Below are 23,372 nucleotides of genomic sequence, written 5' to 3' on the forward strand. Positions count from 1 at the left end.
ATTAGTTTGCGCAACACAGTTTTTCGATCCAGCTTGCTACCGGCAGCGGACCTTCATCGGGTTAGATGCGGCCGGCCATGAAGCCGCCGTCGACGTTGAGAATCGCGCCTGTGACCCAGCTGGCCTGGTCTGAGAGCAGATAGGTGACGGCGTTGGCGACGTCAGCTGGGGTGCCGACTCGTCCCAGGGGATGAAGCGGTGCGAAAGCGTCAAGCGTGGCGTCGATCTCGTCCTTCGGTAACCACCGCTCGAGGGCGGGGGTCTTGACGGCGGCCGGTGCCACCGCGTTGACCCGAATCTGATGCGCGGCAAGCTCGATGGCCAAGTTATGGGTGAGCGCGTGCAGCCCGGCTTTTTGCATCGAGTGCCCACACGATGGGGTTTGACCGATGGCCTGGTGCGCCCACATGCTGCCGATGTTGACGATGGAGCCGCCCTCCCCACGGGCGATCATGCCCTCAACGACGGTCTGCGTCAGGAAGAACAGGGCATAGTTGAGCTCCATGAACGAGTCGTAGAACTGCTCGTCGTACTCGAGAAACGGCTTGGGGTCGAAGATTCCGGCCGAGTTGACCAACAGAGTCGCGTCGCTGTGATCCTCGGAGAGCGCGCGCCGGACATCCGCTATCGCAGCGCGATCCGTCAGCTCGGCGGCGAGGCCCCAGGCTTCGCCGCGCTGGCTCGTCAGCTGAGTGACGGTGTCGTCGACACGCGCTTTCGAGCGTCCGACGATGACCGCGCTCCCGCCGTGATCGACGATGTCGATCGCGACCTGCCGGCCCATACCGGCACTGCCGCCGACAACGATGACCTTCTTGCCCTCGAAATGCATATGCGGGTTCCCTTCCTATTCCTCCAGACGACTCCGACCGGACCGCCGCTCGTCGCATCGGCAACGCGTACCGGCCTGAGCCAGGGCGCCTGGCGAACGGGATGGCAATCCCGCCCTGTCCTAGTCCTACTGAGACTGCAGCCAGGCGGGGTGAGCTGTCATCACCCCCACCACCTATTCACCCGGGTGAGCAATGCGCCGCCGTGCAGAGTGCATGGATTATGTTGCGCGATAGTTAGTTTGGTGGCCTAAATGAAGTTACGTTGAATGGCGCGCCATCTGCTTTGCGAGACCTGGATTGTTCGCCCTCCATCGGAAATCAGCGTCGAATCAGGGCCATGGCGCGTACGCTGAGCGATATGGTCAAGACCAAGACCAAGACCAAGGTCTGCGTACATTGCGGCCATACGTTCGATCCGAACGACCGATGGCGTGACCTGTCTGATCCGGAATGGCTTCCGGCCGCATCAGCCTATTGTTCGCATGATTGTAGCGACCGGTTCCATTGCGAAATGGGGCATTGCTGCTCGACGCACGCGAAGGAGAAGGCTCGGCGCGAAGCCGCCAAGGCGCGCCCCGCCGACGGCTAGGAGGGCATAGCGGACTCTACGTCTGCGGGCCCGACCCAGCCCCGTGCCGCGGGTGGTACAAGAGAGCGCGAACCAGCGGGCGCGGCCCCACGGACCGAAGCATCTGGCTGGCCGGTCGTACGCGTACCCGCTTCGGCCACCAGAACCAGCGTCCCATCACCGTCATGATCGACGGCGTGATGAGCGATCGGACGACGAAGGTGTCGAACAACAGGCCGATACCGATCGTCGTGCCGAATTGGCCGATCGCCCGGAGATCGCTGGTGATCATCGTGGCCATGGTCACGGCGAACACCACACCGGCGGCAGTCACCACCGGGCCGGTCACACCCATGCCGCGGATGAGTCCCGTTTTCAGGCCCGCTCCGATCTCTTCCTCGATCCGGGACACCAGCATCAGGTTGTAATCGGATCCCACCGCCAGGAGCACGATCAACGCGAATTCGGTTGCCACCCAGTGCAACTGGAAGTTACCAAGGTGCTGCCAGATCAGCGTCGAGAATCCGAAGGCGGCCCCCAACGACAACACGATGGTGCCGACGATGACACCCGCTGCGACCAAAGCGCGGGTGACGATCACCATGATGATGAAGATGAGCACGATCGAGGCCACCCCGGCGATCATCAGGTCGTACTTGGCTCCGTTGGCGATGTCGTAAAACGTCGCGGCCGTACCGCCGAGGTAGATGTCGGCATTCTCCAGCGAGGTGAGTTTCAGCGCCTCCTTGGCTGCTTGGCGCTCCTGATCGACGGACGCGATTCCCTTTGTCGTCGCCGGATCCACTGCGTGAGTGATGATGAAGCGAGCGGCCTTGCCGTCCGGCGACACCATCAAGCTCAACCCCAGCAAGAAGTCTGGGTTCTGGAAGATCTCGGGCGGCAGGTAGAACAGGCTCTCCACCTGAGAGTCGTTGAAGGACTTGCCCATCACGGCGTTTGTGTCGGTCAGCCGGTCGAACTGATCGATCAGACTGTCGAACGAGCTGTAGATGGTCAGCGTCGTATCCCGGATCGACTTCGTGACGGCGATGTTCTCAGGAATGATCGCCAGCAATTCGCGCGTGGCGCTAGCCGTGTGGTTGAGGTCGCTGGTGAGAGCGTGGAACTTTTCGGCCAATTGATCGAATCCGTCCAGGGCGTCGAACAGGCTTCGTAGCGACCAGCAGATCGGGATGTCGTAGCAGTGCTTCTCCCAGTAGAAGTAACTGCGAATCGGTCTCCAGAAGTCATCGAAATCCGCGATATGGTCCCGGATCTCGTCCGTGATGGCCGCCGTCTCCCCCGTGGTTTTCGAGCTGTCGTCCGCGAAATTAGCGAGCTTCTGGGTCACCTCGTACTGGCGCTCCAACAGGGCGATCTGGGTGTCGAGGAAACCCGTGATCTTCTTGATGTCGGCGATGCGGTCCTTCAGGTAATTCAAGTTGCTACGGATCGGCGCGCTTTGCACGCTGAGCTGGAACGGAATGGATCCGTCTTGAATCGGCGGCCCGAGGGGTCTGGTGATGCTCTGCACCCGTTCGATGCCGGGCACCCGGAAGATGGCACCGGCAATCTTGTCCAGGACCAGCATGTCTCTGGGATTGCGCAGATCGTGGTCCGATTCGATCATCAGAAGGTCCGGGTTCAATCGGGCCTGGGTGAAGTGTTGATCGGCCGCGGTGTACGCCTTCACCGACGAGGCACTCTCCGGCAGGTAGTACAGGTCGTTGTAGCGCGGAGTGAAGCCCATCAAGCCGATTGCGCCGACGATCGCCAGGATGACCGAGGTGGCGAGGATGGGCGCAGGCCACCGCACGATGGCGGTCGCCAAACGGCGCCAGCGGGTGTAGTTGAACTCGCGCTTCGGGTCGAACAGGCCGAAGCCGCTTGCGAACGCGATCAGCGCCGGCGTCAGCGTGACCCCCGCGGCCACCACCACCAGCAGACCCACCGCGCACGGAAACGCGAGCGAACTGAAGTACGGCAGCCGGGTGAATTTCAGGCAGGCCAGCGCCCCGACGATCGTCAAACCCGAGCCCAGAACCACCTTGGTGACACCGGCGAAGGTGTCGTAGTAGGCGGCTTCGCGGTCCAGCCCCCGTTCGCGGCCCTCCTGGTAGCGGCCGACCATGAATATCGCGTAGTCGGTCCCCGCCGCGATGGCCAGGGCCGTCAGCAAGTTGACCGCGAAGGTCGACAGCCCCATGATGCCGGTTTCGCCGAGCAGCGCCACCACCCCGCGGCCGGTGGCCAGTCCGACGAACAGGATGACCATCGTCAGCAGCACCGTGCCGATGGATCGATAGACGAACATCAGCATGATCGCGATGATGATGATGGTGATGATCGTCATCTTGGCCAGGCTTGCATCGCCGACAACGATCGTGTCGGCGGTCAGGGCTCCCTGACCGGCGACGTAGGCCTTCACCCCCGCCGGCGGCTTCGAGTCCGCGACGATTTTGCGGACCGCGGCAACTGACTTGTCGCCGATTGCTCCGCCCTGGTCACCGCGCAGATTGACCTGGACATAGGCGGCCTTGTGGTCGTGGCTCTCGACGCCGGAGGACGTGAATCGCTGTCCCCAGAAATTCAGCGCGTGCTCGACATGCTCGTGGTCCCCCTGCAGCTTTTTGACCAGATCGTCGTAATACCGGTGGGCGTCCTCGCCGAGAGGTTTGTCACCGACCAGGGTCACCAGGACGAGGTTGTCGGAGTCGTACTCCTTGAATTTCGCCCCGATGTGCTTCATCCCGGTCACCGAAGGAGCGTCGGATGGCGAAAGCGGTACCGAGACCTCCTCGGCAACCTTCTCCAACTGTGGGACGAAGACGTTGACACCGACCGCGATCAGCAGCCAGAACACGACGATCGGCAGCGCCAGGACGCGGATGGTGCGGGCCAGACGTGGTTTGCGCTCAATTTCGGTGCGCTGCGGGACCGGGATTTCGTCGGTGTCGCTCGTATCGTCGGTCACGCGGACTTGTCCAAGCAGGAAACCTGCGCGTCCCGGTTGTTGACCTGTTGTTGGTCGACCAGTTTGCCGTCGACGGTGATGCGGCAGCCGATGGAGGGGCTGTCACCTTGGGCGACGACGTAGGCGAAGATGCCAGGCATCTCGGCGACGATCGTCTTCGACCACGGCAATGTGGTGAAGTCGGCCTTCTGCGGTAGTGACTCCGCGTCCATCCAGTTGACGACCCCGGTCGTCCCGGGCGGTCCAAAGATTTCGTAGATGGCGGTCTTCGCCGCATACGGCGGGGTCGCATCCCGGGGATCTGGCTTGGGCAGGCCGGGTCCTGGGAACACGCCATTGAGTCGGACCACTGCGACGCCGCCAATGATCAGTGCCACGGCCACAACCAGTGGAACCCATGCCTGCTTGAGAAGCTTCAGCACCGTGCCCCCCGATCAGGAATGCTCGACGGGCTGATATTAAGGCATCTCCTCGCGTGCGCCACGGCTAGCCGAACGCCGTAGCGTTTGAGTTGATTCCCGGATGGCCGGCAGGCCGACGACGCAGCAGCAGCGGCCAGACATCCTCATCTTTGCTGTGGTGGAGGTGCTGGTGCAGGTAGCGGTGTCGACGATGTAGCTGAGCAGCCCCTGCTTCCAACAACATTCACGCTGGAACAGCGTGTGCACCTCTGGATCTCGCAGCCGTCAAACAACACTCGCTTGCAGTGCTTTGCACGATGAGCTTTCGTCGATCGCGTGAATGGTTACTGCGGAGGGGACGGGCGGGCAATCGACATCGACGACTAAATGCGCACCCCGGCGCACCACATCCCTCGCGATCGGCGACATCACCGCCAAAGTTCAACTGGCCCAGGGCTGCCCACGGTGAGCTACTTGTACCCGATGCACGACGTCTTTACTGTGCGTTGCCCGGAGCCGCCGGGCTGGTGGGAGTTGTCGGTGTCGCAGGACTCGTAGGGCTCGTAGGCCGCACCGGGCTCGTAGGAGTCGTAGGAGTCGTCGGGCTGGTAGGAGTCGTCGGGCTGGTAGGAGTCGTCGAGCTCGTAGGACTCGTGGGCGCGGGACTCGCAAGGCCAGGGCCTTCGCCACACCAGTCCGCTACATCCTTCGGGTACTGCTCGAGCGGCGGGGGGCAACGCTGCCCGGGCGGGAAATTGGCGCCGGCGTTGAGCAGATCGCAGGGCACGTAGACCTGCTTGCCCTTGGGAGTGTTGGTCAGACACTTCGTCGGCGGCGCGCCGTGGGCCGGGACAGGAATGATGGCCGTCGCCAGCACCGCGCAGGCCACCCAAGCAAGACGGCGATACGTCATGAAAGCTCCTCGCTATGCGGTCTCGGGCGTGCACAACGTGACATCGCCGTCGTATGACGATTAAAGCCGCTCACCCCAGGCATAATCCAACCCATGGGTCTCTTGACGTAGGGCGGCGCCTACCTACTTATCGCTCTGAACAGCACATTCTCTGTGGAGCTGCCGGGAATCGAACCCGGGTCCTACGGCATTCCCTCAAGACTTCTCCGTGCGCAGTTCGCTATGCCTCTACTCGGATCTCCTGGTCACGCGAACAAGCCAGGATGACGATCCCAGTCGCTGTTGGTGTCCCGATGAGTCCCGCGACCGAACTCATCGGTGGATCCCTCTAGCTGACGCCAGGCTCCGGGTCGAGGGCTTTCCCGGTCTGACGGACTAGCTGTCGCTTAGGCAGCGAGAGCGTAGTCGCGCTGATGTGAATCGGCGCTTATCTGTTTGCAACGACGCTTACGGTGGTCAGTTGCCTGCACCGGCACGCTTCCCTTGATTCGATGCGCGAAGTCGAAACCTTTCAGCCCCTCGCACCCCGCCGACTTTCGGCAGGAATATCAATGGTACCTGCCTATCAACCAGCGGCAACGCCATTTTCTTCCGCGCCGTAAGGAGTACCCCCGGCATCGTGACGCCGGGGGCACTCTTCTGCACTTGCGATCCGCTAGTTGATGCCCACAACCTCTTGGGCGATGGCAGCGACTCGGGTTTGCGCCGCCGCAACGACGCCCTGCCGGTTCTTGTGCGCCTCTTCATAAGCGATCACGACGCGCACGTCGTCAGGAGCGGTGAGCTCCTTGATCGCGGCCACCGCGTCGTTCACGTTGAGGTCGTCGTAATTGGCGATGGGCAACTCGGACGCCTCCAGAACGCCAACGGTGGCCCGGCTCGAGTGCAGCGCGTCGGCGGTCCGGTTCGCGCCTTCGGAGCGGGTGACCCTTTCGGCGGCCCGCAGGGCGGCGCTTTGTGACGCGGACAGTGCCTTCGCCGCGATCTCACTGGCGTTGCCACCGCGCTTGACCAGGTCGTTGATCGCCGGGCCGGTGGAACGCAGCGCGTCGACCGCGCGGTCGACCCCGCGGGCCGACCAGGCGACCGGCAGGTTGACCAGCTTCACCGCGGTGCCGGCGGCCATCTGGATCGGGGTTCGGCGAAGCGCGGCCGGTCCGCCGAGCGCGTCTTCGGCGAGCACGGTGGTCAGCCAGTCCACGGTTGCGGCGTGCGCGGTGATCAAACGGTCGGCGAGGTCGACAACGTCCTGCCGCTTCGCGGCGACCGCCAGCGCTTTGGTGTAGCGGGCCCGGTCCAGCAGCTGGTCCTCCAGCGCCAGGTCACCCAGCAGCGCCTCATCGAACGGTTCGGCCTGCTCGGTCAGGGCCTTGACGGCCGCGGCGGCGCGACCCAGGAAGGGACCGATCACGTCGGGGTACCCACCGAGATCCCGGATCGCCGACTGGATGGCTTCGGCCCTCTCGCGGCCGTTGCCTGCGTTCTGGGACAGCTCGCGGCGCACCGCGTCGGTGCGTGCCTGGGCGACGCGGGTCTCCGCGATTTGAATCTCGGTGTTGGTCAGATCGAGCAGCGTGCGCAGTTGCGCGAGCAGTCTCGTGGTGTCGGGTGCGGTCATTTTGGGGGCCTCCTGGCGTTGATGATCGGGGTAGGCGCACAGCGCGCTCTTTTAGTCGCCTACCCGTTCAGCCGCCGCCAAGACACCTTTGGCGCGAAGGTGTGACATATATCGCTATGCTGGCTCCGCCAGGACCTTGGATCTGTCCAGCGGAACGAAACACTTAGTCAGATAACGAAATTGAGCCGTTCGACAATGTGCGCCGCGACGTCCCGATCGCCGTCGAGCTCGATGTCCTGGGCCCGGGCGGGACACATCGGGCGGCCACCGGCGAGCCTGGTGAACTGCAGCCCGTCCAGCCGGATGGTCGCGGTCGGGTCCTGCCCGGCGAAGTCGTCGACGACCACAGCCCGCCCGTCGACGCTGACCCGGATCGTGCGAGCCAGCGGTCCGGTGAGGTCGAACAGGACGCGGGAACCGTCGGGCGCCTTGGCCAGCTTGCCCACGACGTAGCCCATCGTCGCGGCGATCTCGTCGACGGCCAGCGACGCCGCGGGGCCGGCCAGATCGTCGTCGGACGGCGGCCGTTCCAGCGCCACGCGCATGTCTTGTTCGTGCATCCAGCAGTCGAACACGCGAATCCGCATGAACCGGCCATAGGAATCCGGGCCCGTCGGGGTCATCGTCACCGCGTCCCACTCCTCGCCGGACAGGCTCGTCAGCGCCTCGCGCCGATCGGTGGTGATCGCCCTGAAGCTTTCCAGCACGTCGGCGTCGGCCTGCGCGCTCAGATGACGAACCCAGCACTCGTTCATCACGCCGACGTCGTTGCGCACATGCTCCAGCGTCGAGACGTCGATATCGGGCTGGGGTGCGGCGATGCCGGCGAGGAACGACTCGGTGCCGATCATGTGCGCCACCAAGGCTTTGACGTCCCAGCCCGGCAACGGGCTCGCCGCGAGCCATTGCGCTTCGGACAACCCGGCCAAAAGCGCGTCGATGTCGTCCCACGCCGCGAAGAGACCGGAGAGCACGGCGGACTTGTCGAGTTTGGTGACGGGACGATCGGCCATGGTCAGGATCGTAGGCCGAGCAATCGACAGCAGGCGCCCCGGTAGCCGTCAGGCGGACGCGATCATCGCCACGGAGCCCATGGCGAGCACCATGCCGATCCCCTGCAAGCGGGTCACCCGCTCACGCAGCACCACCATCGCCAGCACGACCGTCGCGGCCGGATACAGCGAGATCAGGATGCTGGCCAGCGACAGCAACCAGGTGTGCAGCGCCGCCAGCATGGTGATGTTGGCGAAGATATCGAGCACCGCGACGGCCACGGCGAGTTTGAGTGGCCGTCCGCGCGGCATCACCAGGTTCTGGCTGGTTTTGGCCATTGCGAACACCACCAGGCTGGCCGCCACCCGGGCGAAGACCAGGGGCCAGAGCTTGCACACGTGCGGCGCCTGGTGCAGGAACACCAGGTTCAACCCCATCGCCGAGCCCGCAACCACTGTGAGCCAGGCCACTTTTGGCGTGAAACGATAGGGCGTGCCCTCGACGGGGGCCTCGCGGCTGACGAGCATCACCGCGCCCAGCGCCAGGACGACGCCCACCAGGGCCGCCTGCCCCGGCCGCTCCCCCAGCGCCACGCCCACGGCGACGGGCACCGCGGCGTTGAGCACGGCCGCCAACGGTGAGACAACCGAAATCGGCCCGGAGCCAAGGGCAGCGAAGAACGCCCACATACCGAACGCCATCCCGATGCCGTATAGACATCCCCACAGAACGGCGCCGGTGTGGATCGGGCCGCCGACGAAAACGGCCATCACGCCCAGTAACAGCGTCTCGATCGGGTAGGCGACGAGCATTACGCGCAGCGCGGCCACTCGCCGAGCTGCTACACCGCCCACGAAATCGCTGACTCCGTACGTAACGGCGGACAGCTGGGCGTACGCCGCCCCGATCAGGTCATGCCCTTTGCTCGACGTCCGATCTCACGAACCACTTCGCGCTGTGCATCGCGCTGCGCCATGTCCTGGCGCTTGTCGTAAGCCCTTTTACCGCGCGCAAGGGCAAGTTCAACCTTGACCTTGCCCTCGGAGAAATACAGAGACAACGGCATCAAGGCGAGGTTACCATCTCGTATCTTGCCGACCAGCCTGTCAATTTGTTGCCTATGTAACAACAACTTTCGGTTGCGTCGCGGCTCATGATTGGTCCAGCTACCGTGCTGATACTCCGGGATGTACAAGTTACGCAACCAGACTTCGCCGTCGTCGATCGTTGCGAACGCGTCAGCTAATGATGCTTGGCCCTGGCGAAGGCTTTTGACCTCGGTGCCCTGCAAGGACACTCCAGCCTCGAACAACTCGATGATCGAATAGTTGTGCCGCGCTTTGCGATTGGTGGCGATGACTTGTTTGCTGCCACCTTTGCCGCCCGCCGCCTTGGCTCGGCCGGAACCCTTGGCCACAGCTACCGCCGTATATAGAGGCGTAAGGTCGCATACCCCGTCACCGCCGCCATCGACACGCCGAGCAGGAACAGCCACGGCGCGATGTAGAGGATGTCGGCGTAGTCGACCTTGGCGATCAGGTGTGCTTGATAGAACTGGCTCAGCGCGTTGTCCAGGAACAATGCCCGAACCAGCATGAGTCCGACGACCGCGATCGCCACACCGATGGACGCGGCCAGCATCGCCTCCACCAGGAAGGGCAGCTGGGTGTACCACCGGCTGGCACCGACCAGCCGCATGATCCCGATCTCGGTGCGCCGGGTGTACGCGGCGACCTGCACCATGTTGGCAATCAACAGGATTGCCCCGACGGCCTGCACCAGGGCGACGGCGAACGCGGCGTCGCGCAGGCCGTCCAGGACGGCGAACAGCCGGTCGATGAGGTCCTTCTCGTTGAGGATGCTGCGCACCCCGGGCTGGCCCTGCATCGCGGCATCGAACTCCGCATGCTGTTCGGGATTGTTCAGTTTGACGATGAACGACGCCGGAAACGAGTCCTTACCCGCCACGTCCTTGAACTCCGGGAACTTCTTGATGGCGTCGTTGTAGGCGTCCTGCCGGTTCACGAAGCGCACCGATTTCACGTCCTGCCGCGCATCGATCTTGTCGCGCAGCCCCTTACAGGGCGCGGACGCACACGTCGTGTCGTTGGCCGATATGTCGTCGGTCAAAAACACCTGCGTCTCGACGCGGTCGAGGTAGATCTCGCGCGAGTTGTCGGCCAACCGGACGACCAGCAGACCGCCGCCGAACAGGCCGATGGAGATCGCGGTCGTCAGGATCATCGCGGCCGTCATCGTGACGTTGCGACGAAACCCGGTCAGGACCTCGTTGAGTAGGAAACCGAAGCGCACTTAGCGGTCCATCCCGTAGATGCCGCGCTGCTCGTCGCGAACCAGCCTGCCCAGCGACAACTCGACGACGCGCTGTCGCATCGAGTCGACGATGTGGTGATCGTGCGTTGCCATCAGCACCGTCGTCCCCGTGCGGTTGATCCGCTCCAACAAATCCATGATGTCCTTACTGGTATCTGGGTCGAGGTTGCCCGTCGGCTCGTCCGCCAGCAGGACCAGCGGCCGGTTGACGAACGCGCGGGCGATCGCCACCCGCTGCTGCTCACCACCGGACAACTCGTGGGGCAACCGATTGGCTTTGCCGGACAGGCCGACGGTTTCCAGCACCTCCGGCACCACCCGGTTGATCGCGTCGGTTCGTTTGCCGATCACTTCCAGCGCGAACGCGACGTTCTCGTAGACCGTCTTTTGCTGCAGCAGGCGGAAGTCCTGGAAAACGCAGCCGATGACCTGGCGCAGCTTCGGGACGTGCCGCCCGCGCAGCTTGTTGACGTGGAACTTTGACACCCGGACGTCGCCGCTGGTCGGGTTCTCCGCGCCGAGCAGCAGCCGCATGAAGGTGGACTTGCCCGACCCCGACGGGCCGATCAGGAAGACGAATTCACCCTTGTCGATCTTGACGTTGACGTCTTCCAACGCCGGGCGGGCCGACGCTTTGTACTTCTTACTGACATGGTCCAGGGTGATCATCACGGCACGCCAGTGTAGCGGTGATTTTCGCTGGCAGGCGAAGTCAACTGGCCGGTGGCGGCGAAGTCGGCACCGGGCCCGGCCCCGGCTGGGGTTGCTGTGGCGGCGGCGTGGCGGGGCTTGAGCTGGGCGGGCAGAACGGCGCCGGCAGGACGCACGGCAGCTGCGGCAACTGGAACGGCGGTGTGGTGGTTGTGGTCGTCGTCACCGGTGCTGGCGGCGGTGGCGGGGGCGGCGGCGGTGGCGGCGTGCTCGTCGGGGTCGGCGTGTAGGTGGCGGTCGTCGGCGGCGCCTGCACGCGGCTGCGCGGCACCCAGGTGTAGTTGGGGTCGGGCACGAAACCAGGCGGCACCACCTGCTGGGCCGGGGGCTTGGGCGCCGGTTCCGGCCGGTAGGTGTCGTAGACCCACCACGCCAGGAAGAAAGCGACGATCAATACGAACGTCGACGTGCGCATCCGCCCGCCAAACATGTGCTTCGGCCAGTGATGCTCCGCATCCGAGTCGTCGCCGCGCTTCTCGAAGATGTTCAGGGTGAACTTCAACGCTTCTGCACCGCACCTTGGACGTCATCGTCGATTTGCTGTTCGGCGGCCTGCGCGGCCGGCACGGACGGGTCTTCTACCAGGCCTATCCGCGCGTCCGCCGCGGTGACGATCCCGACGCGGGCCAGCGCCCGGATGACCAGCACGCGCAGCTGCCGGCCGACCTCGAACTGCTTGCCGGGCAGCGTCCGGGCCACCAGACGCAGGGTCACGGTGTCGACCGCGATGCTCTCCACCCCCATCACGGTGGGTGCATCCAACAGCAGCTCCCCGAGCACGGGGTTGTCCATTGCGCGGTCGCATTCCTGGTGCAAGACCTCGTTGACCCGGTTGAGGTCGGCGCTGGTCGACACCGGGATGTCCACCACCGCGCGGGCCCAATCCTTCGACAGGTTGACCACCTTGACGATCTGCCCGTTCGGAATGGTCAACACCTCGCCATCCGCTGACCGGAGCCGGGTCACCCGCAAGGTCACGTTCTCGACCGTGCCGCTGGCGTCCGTCGCGGACACCACGGTGATGGTGACCAGGTCTCCGAAGCCGTACTGGCGCTCCACCAGAATGAAGAAGCCGGCTAGAAGGTCTCGTACCAACTGTTGTGCGCCGAAACCGAGCGCGGCGCCGACCACGGTGGCCGGCGCGACCAATCCGCCCACCGAGAACTGCAGTACGGACGAGATCTGCATGATGACCCAGATGCCGATGATGACGACCGACACCCAGGAGATCACCGACGCGAGGGCCTGCCGGTGCTTGGACGCTTCCGAGCGCACCAGCGCATCGCTTTCGGCGAATCCCAGGTTGAGCTGATGCGTCACCTGCTGGGCCACCCAGTTGACGAACCGGGCCGCCAGCACCGCGGCGATCAGGATCATGACGATCCGCAGACCCCGGGCGATGATCCACTCACCGAGCTCGCCCCGCCAGAAGTCGTGCCAGCGGTGCGTCATCGATGCGGCGAGAAAACTTGTGTTATTCGTCATCTTTTCGGTTGCGCCAACGGATTCCCGCTTCCAGGAACCCGTCGATGTCTCCATCCAGGACGGCCGCAGGATTGCCGACCTCGTACTCGGTCCGCAGGTCCTTGACCATCTGATACGGCTGCAGAACGTAGGAGCGCATCTGGTTGCCCCACGAACTGCCACCTTCGCCTTTTAACGCGTCTAGTTCAGCGCGTTCTTCGGAACGCTTGCGCTCCAACAACTTTGCCTGAAGAACTCGCATCGCCGAAATCTTGTTCTGCAACTGCGATTTTTCGTTCTGACAAGTCACGACGATACCCGTTGGGATATGGGTTAAACGTACCGCAGAGTCGGTGGTGTTCACCGACTGGCCTCCCGGACCACTCGAGCGGTAAACATCAACGCGCACATCACCTTCCGGAATGTCGATGTGATCGGTGGTCTCCACCACCGGAAGAACCTCGACTTCGGCGAACGATGTCTGACGGCGGCTCTGGTTGTCAAACGGGCTGATTCGCACCAGCCGGTGGGTGCCCTGCTCGACGGACAGCGTGCCGTACGCGAACGGGGCGTGCACGGCGAACGTCGCGCTCTTGATGCCCGCCTCTTCGGCGTAGGAGGTGTCGAACACCTCGACGGGATATTTGTGTTGCTCTGCCCACCGGATGTACATCCGCATCAGCATCTCGGCCCAGTCGGCGGCGTCCACTCCACCCGCGCCGGAACGAATGGTGACCAGCGCCTCGCGTTCGTCGTAGTCGCCCGACAGCAGGGTGCGCACCTCGGTGGCTTCGATGTCCGCGCGCAGCGCCTTCAGCTCGGCGTCGGCCTCGGCCAGCGCTTCTGTTTTACTGGCGGCGTCTCCGCCCTCCTCGGCCGCCAGCTCGTAGAGCACCGGCAGATCGTCCAGGCGCCCCCGCAACTCCTCGACCCGGCGCAGCTCGCCCTGGGCGTGCGACAACTCGCTGGTCACCCGCTGGGCGCGCGCTTGGTCATCCCACAGTTGGGGATCGGACGCCTCGTGTTCGAGCTTCTCGATGCGCGCGCGCAGACCGTCCACATCGAGCACTCGCTCCACCGTGGTCAGGGTGGCGTCGAGGGCCGCGATATCGGCTTGCCGGTCGGGTTCCACAGGCGACAACGTTACCGGGGCCCTCCGGGCAGCTTCCGCTCGCAGCGAGTGTCCAGGTCACGACCAGCGGTCATGCGTTTAGCATCGAGTCACGATCATGTGCGCCCCGCCTTGCGCGCGACAGCCCCCTGCGCGCATCCGGGCACGAATAGAAGGTCGAGAATGCGCCCTTACCACGTTGCAATCGTTGGCTCCGGACCGTCGGGCTTCTTCGCCGCGTCCTCCTTGCTAAAGGCGGCCGACGGGTCCGAAGAGATCGACATTGCCGTCGACATGCTGGAGATGCTGCCCACCCCGTGGGGTCTGGTGCGCTCCGGCGTCGCGCCCGATCACCCGAAGATCAAGTCGATCAGCAAGCAGTTCGAGAACACGTCCCAGGATCCGCGCTTCCGCTTCTTCGGCAACATCTCGGTCGGCGAACATGTGCAGGCCGACGAGCTCGCGGAGCGCTACGACGCCGTCGTCTACGCGGTCGGGGCGCAATCGGACCGCGCGCTGAACATTCCCGGCGAGAACCTGCCCGGCAGCATCGCCGCCGTGGACTTCGTGGGCTGGTACAACGCGCACCCGAACTTCGAGGAGTCCACGCCCGATCTCTCCGGCGCCCGGGCCGTCGTCGTCGGCAACGGCAACGTCGCGCTCGACGTCGCGCGCATTCTGGTCACCGACCCCGACGTGCTGGGACAAACCGACATCGCCGACCACGCGCTGGAGTCGCTGCGCCCCTGCGGCGTCGACGAGGTGGTGGTTATCGGGCGGCGCGGGCCGTTGCAGACCGCGTTCACCACCCTCGAGCTGCGTGAGCTGAAGGACCTGGAAAACGTCGACGTGATCGTCGACCCCGCCCAGCTGGAGGGCGTGAGCGACGAGGAAGCGGCCGCGGCCGGCAAGACGGCGAAACAGAACATCAACGTGCTGCGCGACTACGCCAAACGAGACCCGCGACCCGGACACCGCCGCATCGTGCTGCGCTTCATGACCTCGCCGATCGAGATCAAGGGCAAAGACCGGGTCGAAGCGATCGTGCTGGGCCGCAACGAGCTGGTCACCGACGACAACGGCTGGGTTTCCGCCAAAGACACCGGCGAGCGCGAGGAGCTGCCGGTTCAGCTGGTGGTGCGCTCGGTCGGTTATCGCGGTGTGCCCACCCCGGGGCTGCCGTTCGACGAGAAGACCGCGACGATCCCCAACAGCGGCGGCCGGGTCGAGGGAAGCCGCAATGAATACGTGGTCGGGTGGATCAAGCGCGGGCCGACCGGTGTCATCGGCACCAATAAGAAGGACTCCCAGGACACCGTCGACACGCTGCTCGCCGATTTGTCCGGCGCCGACGGCCTGGCGGATTTCCCCGAAGACCACGCCGAAAAGCTGGCCGACTGGCTGGCGTCGCGCCAGCCCAAGCTGGTCACCTCGGCGCACTGGGACCTCATCGACGCCCATGAGCGCGCGGCCGGTGAACCGCACGGACGGCCCCGCGTCAAGCTGCCGAGTTTGGCGAAGTTGCTCCGGGTCAGCCACGGCTGAGCCCGCTACGGCGAGTACGAAGGGCTCTACTCAACGCCCGCAATTCTCCTTAGCGTTGGCGGCGTGGGTAGCGACCAACCGGTAACCGTGCTTTCCGAGGACGAGAACTGGAATCTGTTGGGCAGTGTCGCGCTGGGCCGCCTGGTCACCAACTTCGCCGGTGAGGCCGAGATCTTTCCGGTCAACTTCGTCCTGCAGGACCGCACCGTGCTGTTCCGCACCGCCGAGGGCACCAAACTGTTCTCTGCCGTGGCCGATCACGCGGTGGTCTTCGAGGTCGACGACCACAACCTCATCGAAGGGTGGAGCGTGATCGTGCGCGGTCGCGCGCGACTGCTGAAGGCAGACGCGGACATTCAGCGGGCCGAACGCGCGCAGTTGTTGCCGTGGACGGCAACGCTCAAACCGCACTACGTGCGTATAACGCCGACCGAGATCACCGGCCGTCATTTCCGGTTCGGTCCGGAGCCTGACCGTCACGAGCCGGTTGCGTGACGAGCAACTCGGGTGCGTCGGCGCCGGTCAGTCGCCGGTGCATGGCCCACGCGATCCGGCCGGCCTGAACTTTCGCCCGGTCGGCCGCCGGTCCGCGATACATCTCGTCAACGGTGTTGTGCCACAAGGTGAGCCAGCGGCGGAAGTGATGATCCGACAGCGGGGCACGCCGGTGGATTTCGCGGTGCGCCTGCAACGCACTGCCGCGATAAAGACCCGCGCGGAACAGTACCGTCTCCCAGAAGTCGCACATCGTCGGAACGTGGGTCTCCAAGCCCGTGGCCCGCAACTCGGCGAACGGTTCGGCCAGGACCTCGTCGTCCAACGCCCGCCCGTAGAAACGGCGCAGCAACGCCTCCACGTCGGCGCGGTCGATCAGGTCGGCAGCCGCCTCGGCCGTCGTCAGCTGGCTCATGTCAGCAACCCTTCGATATATCTGCAACTCAAAGTAACACCATCTTGCCCGAGGGTGCGGTCTCGCAACAGGGCCATTCGGTCCCTTGACACCGTTCAAAAACGGCACATACGGGAGACAATTCCGGTCTACGCCGGGGCCTGACTTCGATGAACGCTATTGCAGAGCAGTATGTTTCAGATCACGGTGCCTGTGCTGCCCGAGTTACAGGTTGCCGCAACGTATCGCGAGCACGGAGTGACCCTCGTGGCACAGGGGCTCGGCCCGATAGGAGTCGGTGACCAGCAGCTGGCCCGCATCGGCGTGGGCGCGCAGGTACCGGTCCACGCCGCCGGTCACGATCGCCGGCTCGGCCCGCACGTCAGGATACAGCCGCATCCACCGCGCCAGCCTGCGATCCAATTGCCCTTGCGCCGAGCCTTTTCCAAGAGTTCCGCCGCGAACTTCCGCATCTCTCGATACCGACACCGCCCGCAGCGTCGCTCGGCGCAGCCTTGCTTCGTCGAATGCGTGCCGCAGCACGGTGCCGTTGTCCACTTCGGCGACCACGCCGCTGACCCGGGGCGCCGTCGGACGGCTCGCCGACTGCTGGATTACGGCGACCGGACACACCGCCGAGCGGACCAAAGAGGCAGCGACGGCGGGTCCGCCGTGGCAGGCATGGTTGAGCCCGATCCGCCCGATGCAGAGCATGACCGCAGACCTCGACGCCTCAAGCAGTTTGGAAACCGTCCTGCCCCAGAGAATTTCGGTTTCGATCTTGACCGGTCCGCCCACGGCGTCGACGGCCCGGTGGGCGTCGCTCAACGCGGCACGGGCGACGGCGAGCCGGGTGCCACCGCTGCGCGTGCCCGATGAGTCGTGCGGATCGATGACATACACCAACCGCAGCGGAATGTCGCGGCTGACCGCCTCATCGATCGCCCACACGGCCGCATGTATCGCCGCCCTGGATCCGTCGACACCCACCACAATTGCGGGAGCTGAATACACGTTGCTCATCGCGACTTCCTTTATTGCGCGGTAGAAAAGTGTTCATTGCACCGTTCAGTTAAGACTTTATGACCCGTAAACCCCACTCCCCCAGAGGCATTGGTCCCCAAATAAATGCCATTGGACCCTATGGTCCGCTCATCGAGAAGCAGACCGAGCCCTGGAGTGTTCAGGTGCGCGTCGTGGAGATCAAGGACGTCGAAATTCCCGAGTCGATGCAACGGGCGATGGCCCGCGAGGCCGATGCCGAGCGCGAACGCCGCGCAAAGGTCATCAACGCGCGCGGCGAGCTGCAGGCGTCGGAGGAACTGCGCGAAGCCGCCGAGACCCTCTCGAAGAGTCCGGCGTCGCTGTAGCTGCGTTATCTGCAGACGTTGTTGGAGTTGGGGGCGGATCAGAACTCGACCATCGTCTTCCCGTTGCCGGTCGACATCATCACGCCGTTCCTGCGGCACCCCGAGGCGCTGCCGGGTGTGGTCGACAACTTGAACCATCGCGGGTGACCACCAGCGCACACCACCAGATATCAAGCACTTCAAGTACTTTCGTTGTTCAACAGGTGTAAATCTAGCCCGATCGTAGGTGAACAGACGATGAACACAAGGTGAACACCTGCTGAATTCTGCCTGGTCGGCGCCGGGAAATAGGCAAAACCCCGCAGGCATCAGCCGCACCTGCGACGTTTGAGTGGCCCGAAACCCGAAGGTCTTTGTAATGCCCTGCGCGCACGGTCCGCCAACTTAGTAAACGCGCCACGCTGACCGCTGGTCGGCGGTGGCGCGATCGCGTCGGGCTGCGCTCCCACCTGACGCGGGGTGAGCTTTGCCGACCCGCAAAGCGAATCCGGGAGCGGCCATTTCTTGAGAACATGCCGACGCGGCGAGCGCCGGCGCCATGACGTTTGCCCGAAAATCGCACTTGAGGGGATGTATCACAGATGGATTGGGCTTTTTTTCCACCCGAAATCAATTCGGCCCGGATGTACGCCGGCCCCGGATTGGCCTCCCTGTTGGCCGCCGCCGGAAGCTGGGACGCGCTGTCCGCCGAACTGGCCTCCACCGCCGAGTCCTACGAATCGGTTCTCGCGGGCCTGGGCCTGCAATGGGCCGGGCCGGCCGCCGAGTCGATGGCGTATTCGGCCGCCCGCTACATGGGCTGGCTGCAAGCAACCGCCGAGCAGACGAAGCAGACGGCCATGCAGGCGCGGACGGCCGCCGCGGCCTACGAGCAGGCGTACGCGATGACCGTGCCGCCGCCGGTGATCGCCGCCAACCGCGCGCTGCTGGCATCGCTCGTGGCGACGAACATCGTGGGGCAGAACACCGCTGCCATCGCTGACACCGAGGCGCAGTACTCCGACTTTTGGGCTCAGAACACCGCCGCCATGGCCGGCTACTCGGCGTCGTCGACGGCGGCGACGACGCAGTTGCCCCGGTTCGCCGCCGCGAACAAATCCACCGACGAATCCGGCGTGAGCGCCCAGAACGCGGCCGTGGCCACTGCCAACACCAACGCCGGCGCGACCAAGGTTGCCGCGCAGACGTTTTCACCGCTAACCACCGATCCGACCGGATCGGGAATCACCACGGGCGACATCACCTACCTTGACGCATCGACCTCGGGCAACAGCGCCTTCCGGGTGCTCGACGCGATTCAGGGGACGGGCCTCGGCTTCAGCGCTCCCTACAACATGGAGCAGTTCGTGTCCGGCATCATCGGGGCGGAAAACAATTTGGGAATCCTCGCCAAGCCCGGGGCGGCCGCGGCCAATCTCGCTCCCGCGATCGCGGCGCCCGCACTCCGCGGCGCCACGGCGGGCCTCGGTGGGGGCCTGGGCAACGTCACCGCGACCCTCTCGCATGCCGGCACGATCGGGCCGATGTCGGTCCCCGCAAGCTGGGCCGCACCCACGAGCACCCACATCTCGCCGCTGGAACCCGCGGGCTTCACCACGATTCCCGGGACCGAGGAGCCGATGGCGTCCGGGTATCCCGGGTATCCCGGCATGCCGGGTGGCGGTGCCGCGCGGTCGGCCGGCGCGGGGGTCCCGCCACGCTACGGCGTGCGACTCACCGTGATGCCACGCCCGCCGGCCGCCGGGTGACGTGCCCCCACTAACCCAACTGCTGTCGGTCATAGGACCAACCTTTCGCCGTAAGCAGTTTCGCTTCACGCAGCTTTTAAAGCTGTAAGACAATGGAATTCGGCTTTCTTCCACCAGAGGTGAACTCCGGCCGGATGTACGCGGGCCCCGGATCGGGCTCGCTGCTGGCTGCCGCGGGAAGCTGGGACGCGCTCTCGGCCGAGCTGAGCATCACCGCCGCCGTGTACGAGTCCGTGCTGTCCGGCCTGACCGGTTTGTTCTGGCACGGGCCCGCAGCCCAGGCGATGGCCGCGAGCGCGGCGCCCTATGTGGCGTGGCTGTACTCGACCGCCGAGCATGCGCAGCAGACGGCCGTGCAGGCACGGACGGCCGCCGCGGCCTACGAGCTGGCGCACGCCATGACCGTGCCCCCGCCCGCGGTCGCGGCCAACCGCACTCAGCTGGCCACGCTGGTGCCAACGAATTTCTTCGGTCAGAACACCGCGGCCATCGCGGCCACCGAAGCCCAGTACGCCGAATATTGGGCTCAGGACGCCGCGGCGATGTACGGCTATTCCGCCAGTTCTGCCGCGGCAGTACAGTTCTCGCCGTTCGCCTCCCCCCGCCAGACCACCACCACCCAGGGGACGACGGCGCAGCAGGACGCCGTCGTCCAAGCTACCGCCAACGCCTCGAACTCGGGCACGGACTCGGGATCGGGCGTGGTGGTGAACTCCTCGACTTCCAATTCGTCGTCGGAACTCTTCCGAATCCTTGACACCATCCAGGGCGCCCAGACCACCTTCAGATCCATTTTCACCGCCGAGGGGACTACTTCCGGAATCATCCAGGCCGACAAGAACTTAGGGATTTTGCCGAACCTGGGCGCGCTCCCAGCCGCGCTGCCCAAGGCCCCCGCGCTCAGCGGTGCGACGTCGGGACTGGGCAACGTCAACGCGGTGCTTGCGCGTGCCGAACGGATCGGACCGATGTCGGTGCCTGCCGGCTGGGCCGGCGCGACCGGTAACCAAGTCGCGGCATTGCCGGGCGGTGGCTTGTCCGACCTGACGGCCGGCGACGCGGCCGCCCGGGCCGGATCCGGGACGCCCGGCATCCCCGGGATCCCGCGCGGGACGGTCAGGCGGGCGGCGCTCGTGGTCCCGCGCTACGGCAGGCGGATCACAGTGATGACGCGTCCACCCGCGGCCGGTTGACGCAGACTCAGCCCGTGGGGGGCTGCGGCGACTCGGGTGGCGCGGGCGGCGTCGGCGGTACCGCGGGAGCGAACCTCCAGTTGTCCGGATTCTTCGGCGAATAGACCACCGGGAAAAGCTGGCCGATGGTCGGCCATTGATTCACGTCCACCGCCATGCGCTGATACACCGCGTACTCGTTGACGGTGGGCCCGTTGATCACGCCGGCGATGGTCACGAACTGCTCGCCGGTGGCGTTGGGCCGGGGGCTTATCCCCGTCACCAGCAGCGTGCCGCTCAGCAGCTCACCTCGGGGGCCGCGCGGGACAAACCGCTGGACGAGAAATACCCCCAATATCGCCACCAGCAGGAGCAGCAGCCCGAATTCCCACACGAGGCCATGGTAGGTCCGTGATAAGACTGCGTCATGAATCGCACCGGCGATCTGGCGCTGGCGCTCTCGCTGGCCGACCGCGCAGACACGTTGACGTCCGCCCGCTTCGGCGCGCTGGACCTGCGCGTCGACACCAAACCCGACCTGACGCCGGTGACCGACGCCGATCGCGCGGTGGAAACCGAGCTGCGCGAGGTGCTCGGGCGCGAACGGGCGGACGACAGCATCGTCGGCGAAGAGTTCGGCGGCGACACCACGTTCAGCGGACGTCAATGGATCATCGACCCGATCGACGGCACCAAGAACTTCGTACGCGGGGTGCCGGTGTGGGCCACCTTGATCGCGCTGCTGCAAGACGGTATCCCCGTCGTCGGTGTCGTCAGCGCCCCGGCGTTGCAGCGCCGGTGGTGGGCCGCGCACGCCCAGGGTGCCTTCGTCACGGTCAACGGTGCGCCCGCGCGTCGGCTCTCGGTTTCCTTAGTGGCCCAACTGAATTCGGCGAGTCTTTCGTTCTCCAGCCTGTCCGGGTGGGCGCAACTCGGTGTGCGGGACCGATTCATCGCGCTGACCGACGCGGTGTGGCGGGTGCGCGCCTTCGGCGACTTTCTGTCCTACTGCCTGCTCGCGGAAGGGGCGGTCGATATCGCCGCGGAACCGGAAGTGTCGGTGTGGGACCTCGCCGCGCTCGACGTCCTGGTGCGCGAAGCGGGCGGGACGCTGACCGCGTTGGACGGCACCGCGGGACCACATCACGGCAGCGCCGTGGCCACCAACGGCCTGCTACAACAACAGGTGCTGGGCAGCCTCTCGGCCCCGCCGGTGTGAATTAGTTAACAAGTGTTCTCTCCGATCTTACTCCGGAGTAAGATCGGCGGTATCCGCATTGCCCATCGACCTGAGGCTGCTGAAAAATGACCGGTTCCGGTTCCAAAGAGACTTCAAAATCCGCCCCCTCACGCGTCAAACGGCGTGACCACAAGTCCGCAGTCGGGCTGCAACCGCACAAGCGCACCGGCGTCGACATCGCGATCGCGCTGATCACCCCGCTCGTCGGGCAGGAGTTCCTGGACAAGTACCGGTTGCGCGACCCGCTCAACCGCGCCCTGCGCTATGGCACGAAGACCGTCTTCTCCACCGCCGCCACTTCTTCTCGGGAGTTCAAGCGGATCCAGAACCTGCGCGGCGGGCCCACCCGGCTCAAGTCCAGCGGCAAGGACTACTTCGACCTGACGCCCGACGACGAGCAGAAGATGATCGTCGAGACTCTCGACGAGTTCGCCGCGGAGGTGCTGCGCCCCGCCGCGCACGACGCCGACGAGGCGGCGACCTACCCGCACGAACTGATCAGCAAGGCCGCCGAGCTCGGCATCACCGCGATCAACATCCCCGAGGACTTCGACGGCATCGCCGCGCACCGGTCCAGCGTGACCAACGTGCTGGTCGCCGAGGCGCTGGCCTACGGCGACATGGGTCTGGCGTTGCCGCTGCTGGCTCCCGGGGGCGTGGCCTCCGCGCTGACCCACTGGGGCAGCGCCGACCAGCAGGCCACCTACCTGCCCGAGTTCGCCGCTGAGAACGTGCCCCAAGCGTGCGTGGCGATCGCCGAGCCGCAGCCGCTCTTCGATCCCACCCGGCTGAAGACCACCGCTGTGCGCACCCCGAGCGGGTACCGCCTCGACGGGGTGAAGTCGTTGGTCCCGGCCGCCGCCGACGCGGAGCTGTTCATCGTCGGCGCGCAGCTGGACGGCAAGCCGGCGTTGTTCATCGTCGAGTCTTCGTCCAAAGGCCTTACCGTCAAGGCGGATCCGAGCATGGGGATTCGCGCGGCGGCCCTGGGCCACCTGGAACTGTCCGGGGTGACGGTGCCGCCGAACGCACGGCTCGGTGAGGACGAGGCGACCGACGAGGATTACTCCGAGGCGATCGCGCTGGCCCGGCTCGGCTGGGCGGCGCTGACGGTCGGCACCTCCCACGCGGTCCTCGACTACGTCGTTCCGTACGTGAAGGAGCGCGAGGCCTTCGGTGAGCCGATCGCTCACCGGCAGGCGGTGGCCTTCATGTGCGCGAACATCGCCATCGAATTGGACGGGCTGCGGCTGATCACCTGGCGCGGCGCCGCGCGGGCCGAGCAAGGCCTGCCGTTCGTCCGCGAGGCGGCCCTGGCCAAGCGGCTCGGCGCCGACAAGGGCATGCAGATCGGCCTGGACGGCGTTCAACTGCTCGGCGGCCACGGCTACACCAAAGAGCACCCGGTCGAACGCTGGTACCGCGACCTGCGGGCCATCGGCGTCGCCGAGGGTGTCGTGGTCATCTAAGTCGTTATCCAACTCGAAC

General features: G+C 65.3%; 23 protein-coding genes, 1 other RNA gene and 1 pseudogene. 8 read left to right on the top strand and 17 right to left on the bottom strand.

Going from position 1 to position 23,372, the window contains the following annotated elements; all coding sequences use genetic code 11:
* Positions 1-61: 61 nt before the first annotated feature.
* Positions 62-832 (bottom strand): SDR family NAD(P)-dependent oxidoreductase, encoded by a 771-nt coding sequence (locus MTY59_RS00970; RefSeq protein ID WP_221044025.1) that lies wholly within the window; start codon positions 830-832, stop codon positions 62-64.
* 359 nt (positions 833-1,191) lie between these two features.
* On the opposite strand from MTY59_RS00970, the gene MTY59_RS00975 reads away from it, so the two are divergent.
* Entirely contained in the window at positions 1,192-1,422 is a 231-nt protein-coding gene (locus MTY59_RS00975) for a ferric uptake regulation protein (RefSeq protein ID WP_221044026.1), read from the top strand.
* 16 nt (positions 1,423-1,438) lie between these two features.
* Here the strand turns inward: MTY59_RS00975 and MTY59_RS00980 are convergent, their stop codons facing one another.
* The 13 genes from MTY59_RS00980 to prfB form a co-directional block, all read right to left on the bottom strand.
* Positions 1,439-4,375 (bottom strand): MMPL/RND family transporter, encoded by a 2,937-nt coding sequence (locus tag MTY59_RS00980; RefSeq protein ID WP_284145290.1) that lies wholly within the window; start codon positions 4,373-4,375, stop codon positions 1,439-1,441.
* Positions 4,372-4,752, bottom strand: coding sequence for an MmpS family transport accessory protein (locus MTY59_RS00985; RefSeq protein ID WP_415822785.1), 381 nt, complete (start codon positions 4,750-4,752; stop codon positions 4,372-4,374). Before MTY59_RS00985 ends, MTY59_RS00980 begins: the two co-directional genes overlap by 4 nt.
* Before the next feature lie 494 nt (positions 4,753-5,246).
* Entirely contained in the window at positions 5,247-5,468 is a 222-nt protein-coding gene (locus MTY59_RS00990) for a hypothetical protein (protein ID WP_221044027.1), read from the bottom strand.
* 372 nt (positions 5,469-5,840) lie between these two features.
* Positions 5,841-6,208, bottom strand: a transfer-messenger RNA (tmRNA) gene (gene ssrA, locus MTY59_RS00995).
* Between the two features lie 136 nt (positions 6,209-6,344).
* On the bottom strand, positions 6,345-7,307 hold the full coding sequence (locus MTY59_RS01000) for a ferritin-like domain-containing protein (RefSeq protein WP_221044028.1): 963 nt from the start codon (positions 7,305-7,307) through the stop codon (positions 6,345-6,347).
* Between the two features lie 167 nt (positions 7,308-7,474).
* Positions 7,475-8,320, bottom strand: a complete 846-nt coding sequence (locus tag MTY59_RS01005) for a maleylpyruvate isomerase family mycothiol-dependent enzyme (protein ID WP_221044029.1) — start codon at positions 8,318-8,320, stop codon at positions 7,475-7,477.
* Between the two features lie 48 nt (positions 8,321-8,368).
* Complete coding sequence (locus MTY59_RS01010; protein WP_221046191.1) at positions 8,369-9,211, bottom strand: EamA family transporter; 843 nt, start codon at positions 9,209-9,211, stop codon at positions 8,369-8,371.
* Positions 9,208-9,717 (bottom strand): SsrA-binding protein SmpB, encoded by a 510-nt coding sequence (smpB, locus tag MTY59_RS01015; RefSeq protein WP_221044030.1) that lies wholly within the window; start codon positions 9,715-9,717, stop codon positions 9,208-9,210. Before smpB ends, MTY59_RS01010 begins: the two co-directional genes overlap by 4 nt.
* Before the next feature lie 2 nt (positions 9,718-9,719).
* On the bottom strand, positions 9,720-10,613 hold the full coding sequence (ftsX, locus tag MTY59_RS01020; protein ID WP_221044031.1) for a permease-like cell division protein FtsX: 894 nt from the start codon (positions 10,611-10,613) through the stop codon (positions 9,720-9,722).
* The gene (gene ftsE / locus MTY59_RS01025; RefSeq protein ID WP_007772842.1) at positions 10,614-11,303 is read right to left on the bottom strand and encodes a cell division ATP-binding protein FtsE; all 690 of its coding nucleotides are present in this window, start codon (positions 11,301-11,303) and stop codon (positions 10,614-10,616) included.
* Positions 11,304-11,346: 43 nt separating this feature from the next.
* Positions 11,347-11,847, bottom strand: coding sequence for an Rv3103c family proline-rich protein (locus MTY59_RS01030; RefSeq protein ID WP_221044032.1), 501 nt, complete (start codon positions 11,845-11,847; stop codon positions 11,347-11,349).
* Entirely contained in the window at positions 11,844-12,830 is a 987-nt protein-coding gene (locus tag MTY59_RS01035) for a mechanosensitive ion channel family protein (RefSeq protein ID WP_250160691.1), read from the bottom strand. The genes MTY59_RS01030 and MTY59_RS01035 overlap by 4 nt, the downstream gene beginning before the upstream one ends.
* Complete coding sequence (gene prfB / locus MTY59_RS01040; RefSeq protein WP_064950398.1) at positions 12,820-13,941, bottom strand: peptide chain release factor 2; 1,122 nt, start codon at positions 13,939-13,941, stop codon at positions 12,820-12,822. Before prfB ends, MTY59_RS01035 begins: the two co-directional genes overlap by 11 nt.
* Before the next feature lie 162 nt (positions 13,942-14,103).
* On the opposite strand from prfB, the gene MTY59_RS01045 reads away from it, so the two are divergent.
* Both MTY59_RS01045 and MTY59_RS01050 read left to right on the top strand, forming a co-directional pair.
* Positions 14,104-15,465 carry an FAD-dependent oxidoreductase gene (locus tag MTY59_RS01045; RefSeq protein WP_221044033.1) on the top strand — a complete coding sequence of 454 codons (1,362 nt, stop codon included), beginning with the start codon at positions 14,104-14,106 and terminating at the stop codon, positions 15,463-15,465.
* A 63-nt stretch (positions 15,466-15,528) separates the two neighbouring features.
* The gene (locus MTY59_RS01050; protein WP_221044034.1) at positions 15,529-15,960 is read left to right on the top strand and encodes a pyridoxamine 5'-phosphate oxidase family protein; all 432 of its coding nucleotides are present in this window, start codon (positions 15,529-15,531) and stop codon (positions 15,958-15,960) included.
* Here the strand turns inward: MTY59_RS01050 and MTY59_RS01055 are convergent.
* Together MTY59_RS01055 and MTY59_RS01060 are read right to left on the bottom strand one after the other, a co-directional pair.
* Positions 15,902-16,375 (bottom strand): group III truncated hemoglobin, encoded by a 474-nt coding sequence (locus MTY59_RS01055; RefSeq protein ID WP_221044035.1) that lies wholly within the window; start codon positions 16,373-16,375, stop codon positions 15,902-15,904. The two genes, MTY59_RS01050 and MTY59_RS01055, sit on opposite strands and share 59 nt — an antisense overlap.
* Positions 16,376-16,579: 204 nt before the next feature.
* Positions 16,580-17,377: a universal stress protein gene (locus tag MTY59_RS01060; RefSeq protein WP_221044036.1), complete on the bottom strand. Its 798-nt coding sequence runs from the start codon at positions 17,375-17,377 to the stop codon at positions 16,580-16,582.
* Positions 17,378-17,505: 128 nt separating this feature from the next.
* On the opposite strand from MTY59_RS01060, the pseudogene MTY59_RS01065 reads away from it, so the two are divergent.
* The 3 genes and pseudogenes from MTY59_RS01065 to MTY59_RS01075 form a co-directional block, all read left to right on the top strand.
* Positions 17,506-17,871 (top strand): annotated as a pseudogene (locus tag MTY59_RS01065) (SPFH domain-containing protein); the annotation flags it as partial.
* A 434-nt stretch (positions 17,872-18,305) separates the two neighbouring features.
* Positions 18,306-19,472 carry a PPE family protein gene (locus MTY59_RS01070; protein WP_221044037.1) on the top strand — a complete coding sequence of 389 codons (1,167 nt, stop codon included), beginning with the start codon at positions 18,306-18,308 and terminating at the stop codon, positions 19,470-19,472.
* A 92-nt stretch (positions 19,473-19,564) separates the two neighbouring features.
* On the top strand, positions 19,565-20,665 hold the full coding sequence (locus MTY59_RS01075) for a PPE family protein (RefSeq protein WP_221044038.1): 1,101 nt from the start codon (positions 19,565-19,567) through the stop codon (positions 20,663-20,665).
* Between the two features lie 7 nt (positions 20,666-20,672).
* On the opposite strand, the gene MTY59_RS01080 is transcribed toward MTY59_RS01075, so the two are convergent.
* Positions 20,673-21,038: a hypothetical protein gene (locus tag MTY59_RS01080; RefSeq protein WP_221044039.1), complete on the bottom strand. Its 366-nt coding sequence runs from the start codon at positions 21,036-21,038 to the stop codon at positions 20,673-20,675.
* A 33-nt stretch (positions 21,039-21,071) separates the two neighbouring features.
* Here MTY59_RS01080 and MTY59_RS01085 point away from each other — a divergent pair, with 33 nt between their 5' ends.
* Both MTY59_RS01085 and MTY59_RS01090 read left to right on the top strand, forming a co-directional pair.
* The gene (locus MTY59_RS01085; RefSeq protein WP_221044040.1) at positions 21,072-21,863 is read left to right on the top strand and encodes an inositol monophosphatase family protein; all 792 of its coding nucleotides are present in this window, start codon (positions 21,072-21,074) and stop codon (positions 21,861-21,863) included.
* Positions 21,864-21,949: 86 nt separating this feature from the next.
* Positions 21,950-23,353, top strand: a complete 1,404-nt coding sequence (locus MTY59_RS01090) for an acyl-CoA dehydrogenase family protein (RefSeq protein ID WP_221044041.1) — start codon at positions 21,950-21,952, stop codon at positions 23,351-23,353.
* Positions 23,354-23,372: the final 19 nt, after the last annotated feature.

Origin of the sequence: Mycobacterium senriense (genome assembly GCF_019668465.1) — a bacterium.
GTDB lineage: Bacteria > Actinomycetota > Actinomycetes > Mycobacteriales > Mycobacteriaceae > Mycobacterium > Mycobacterium senriense.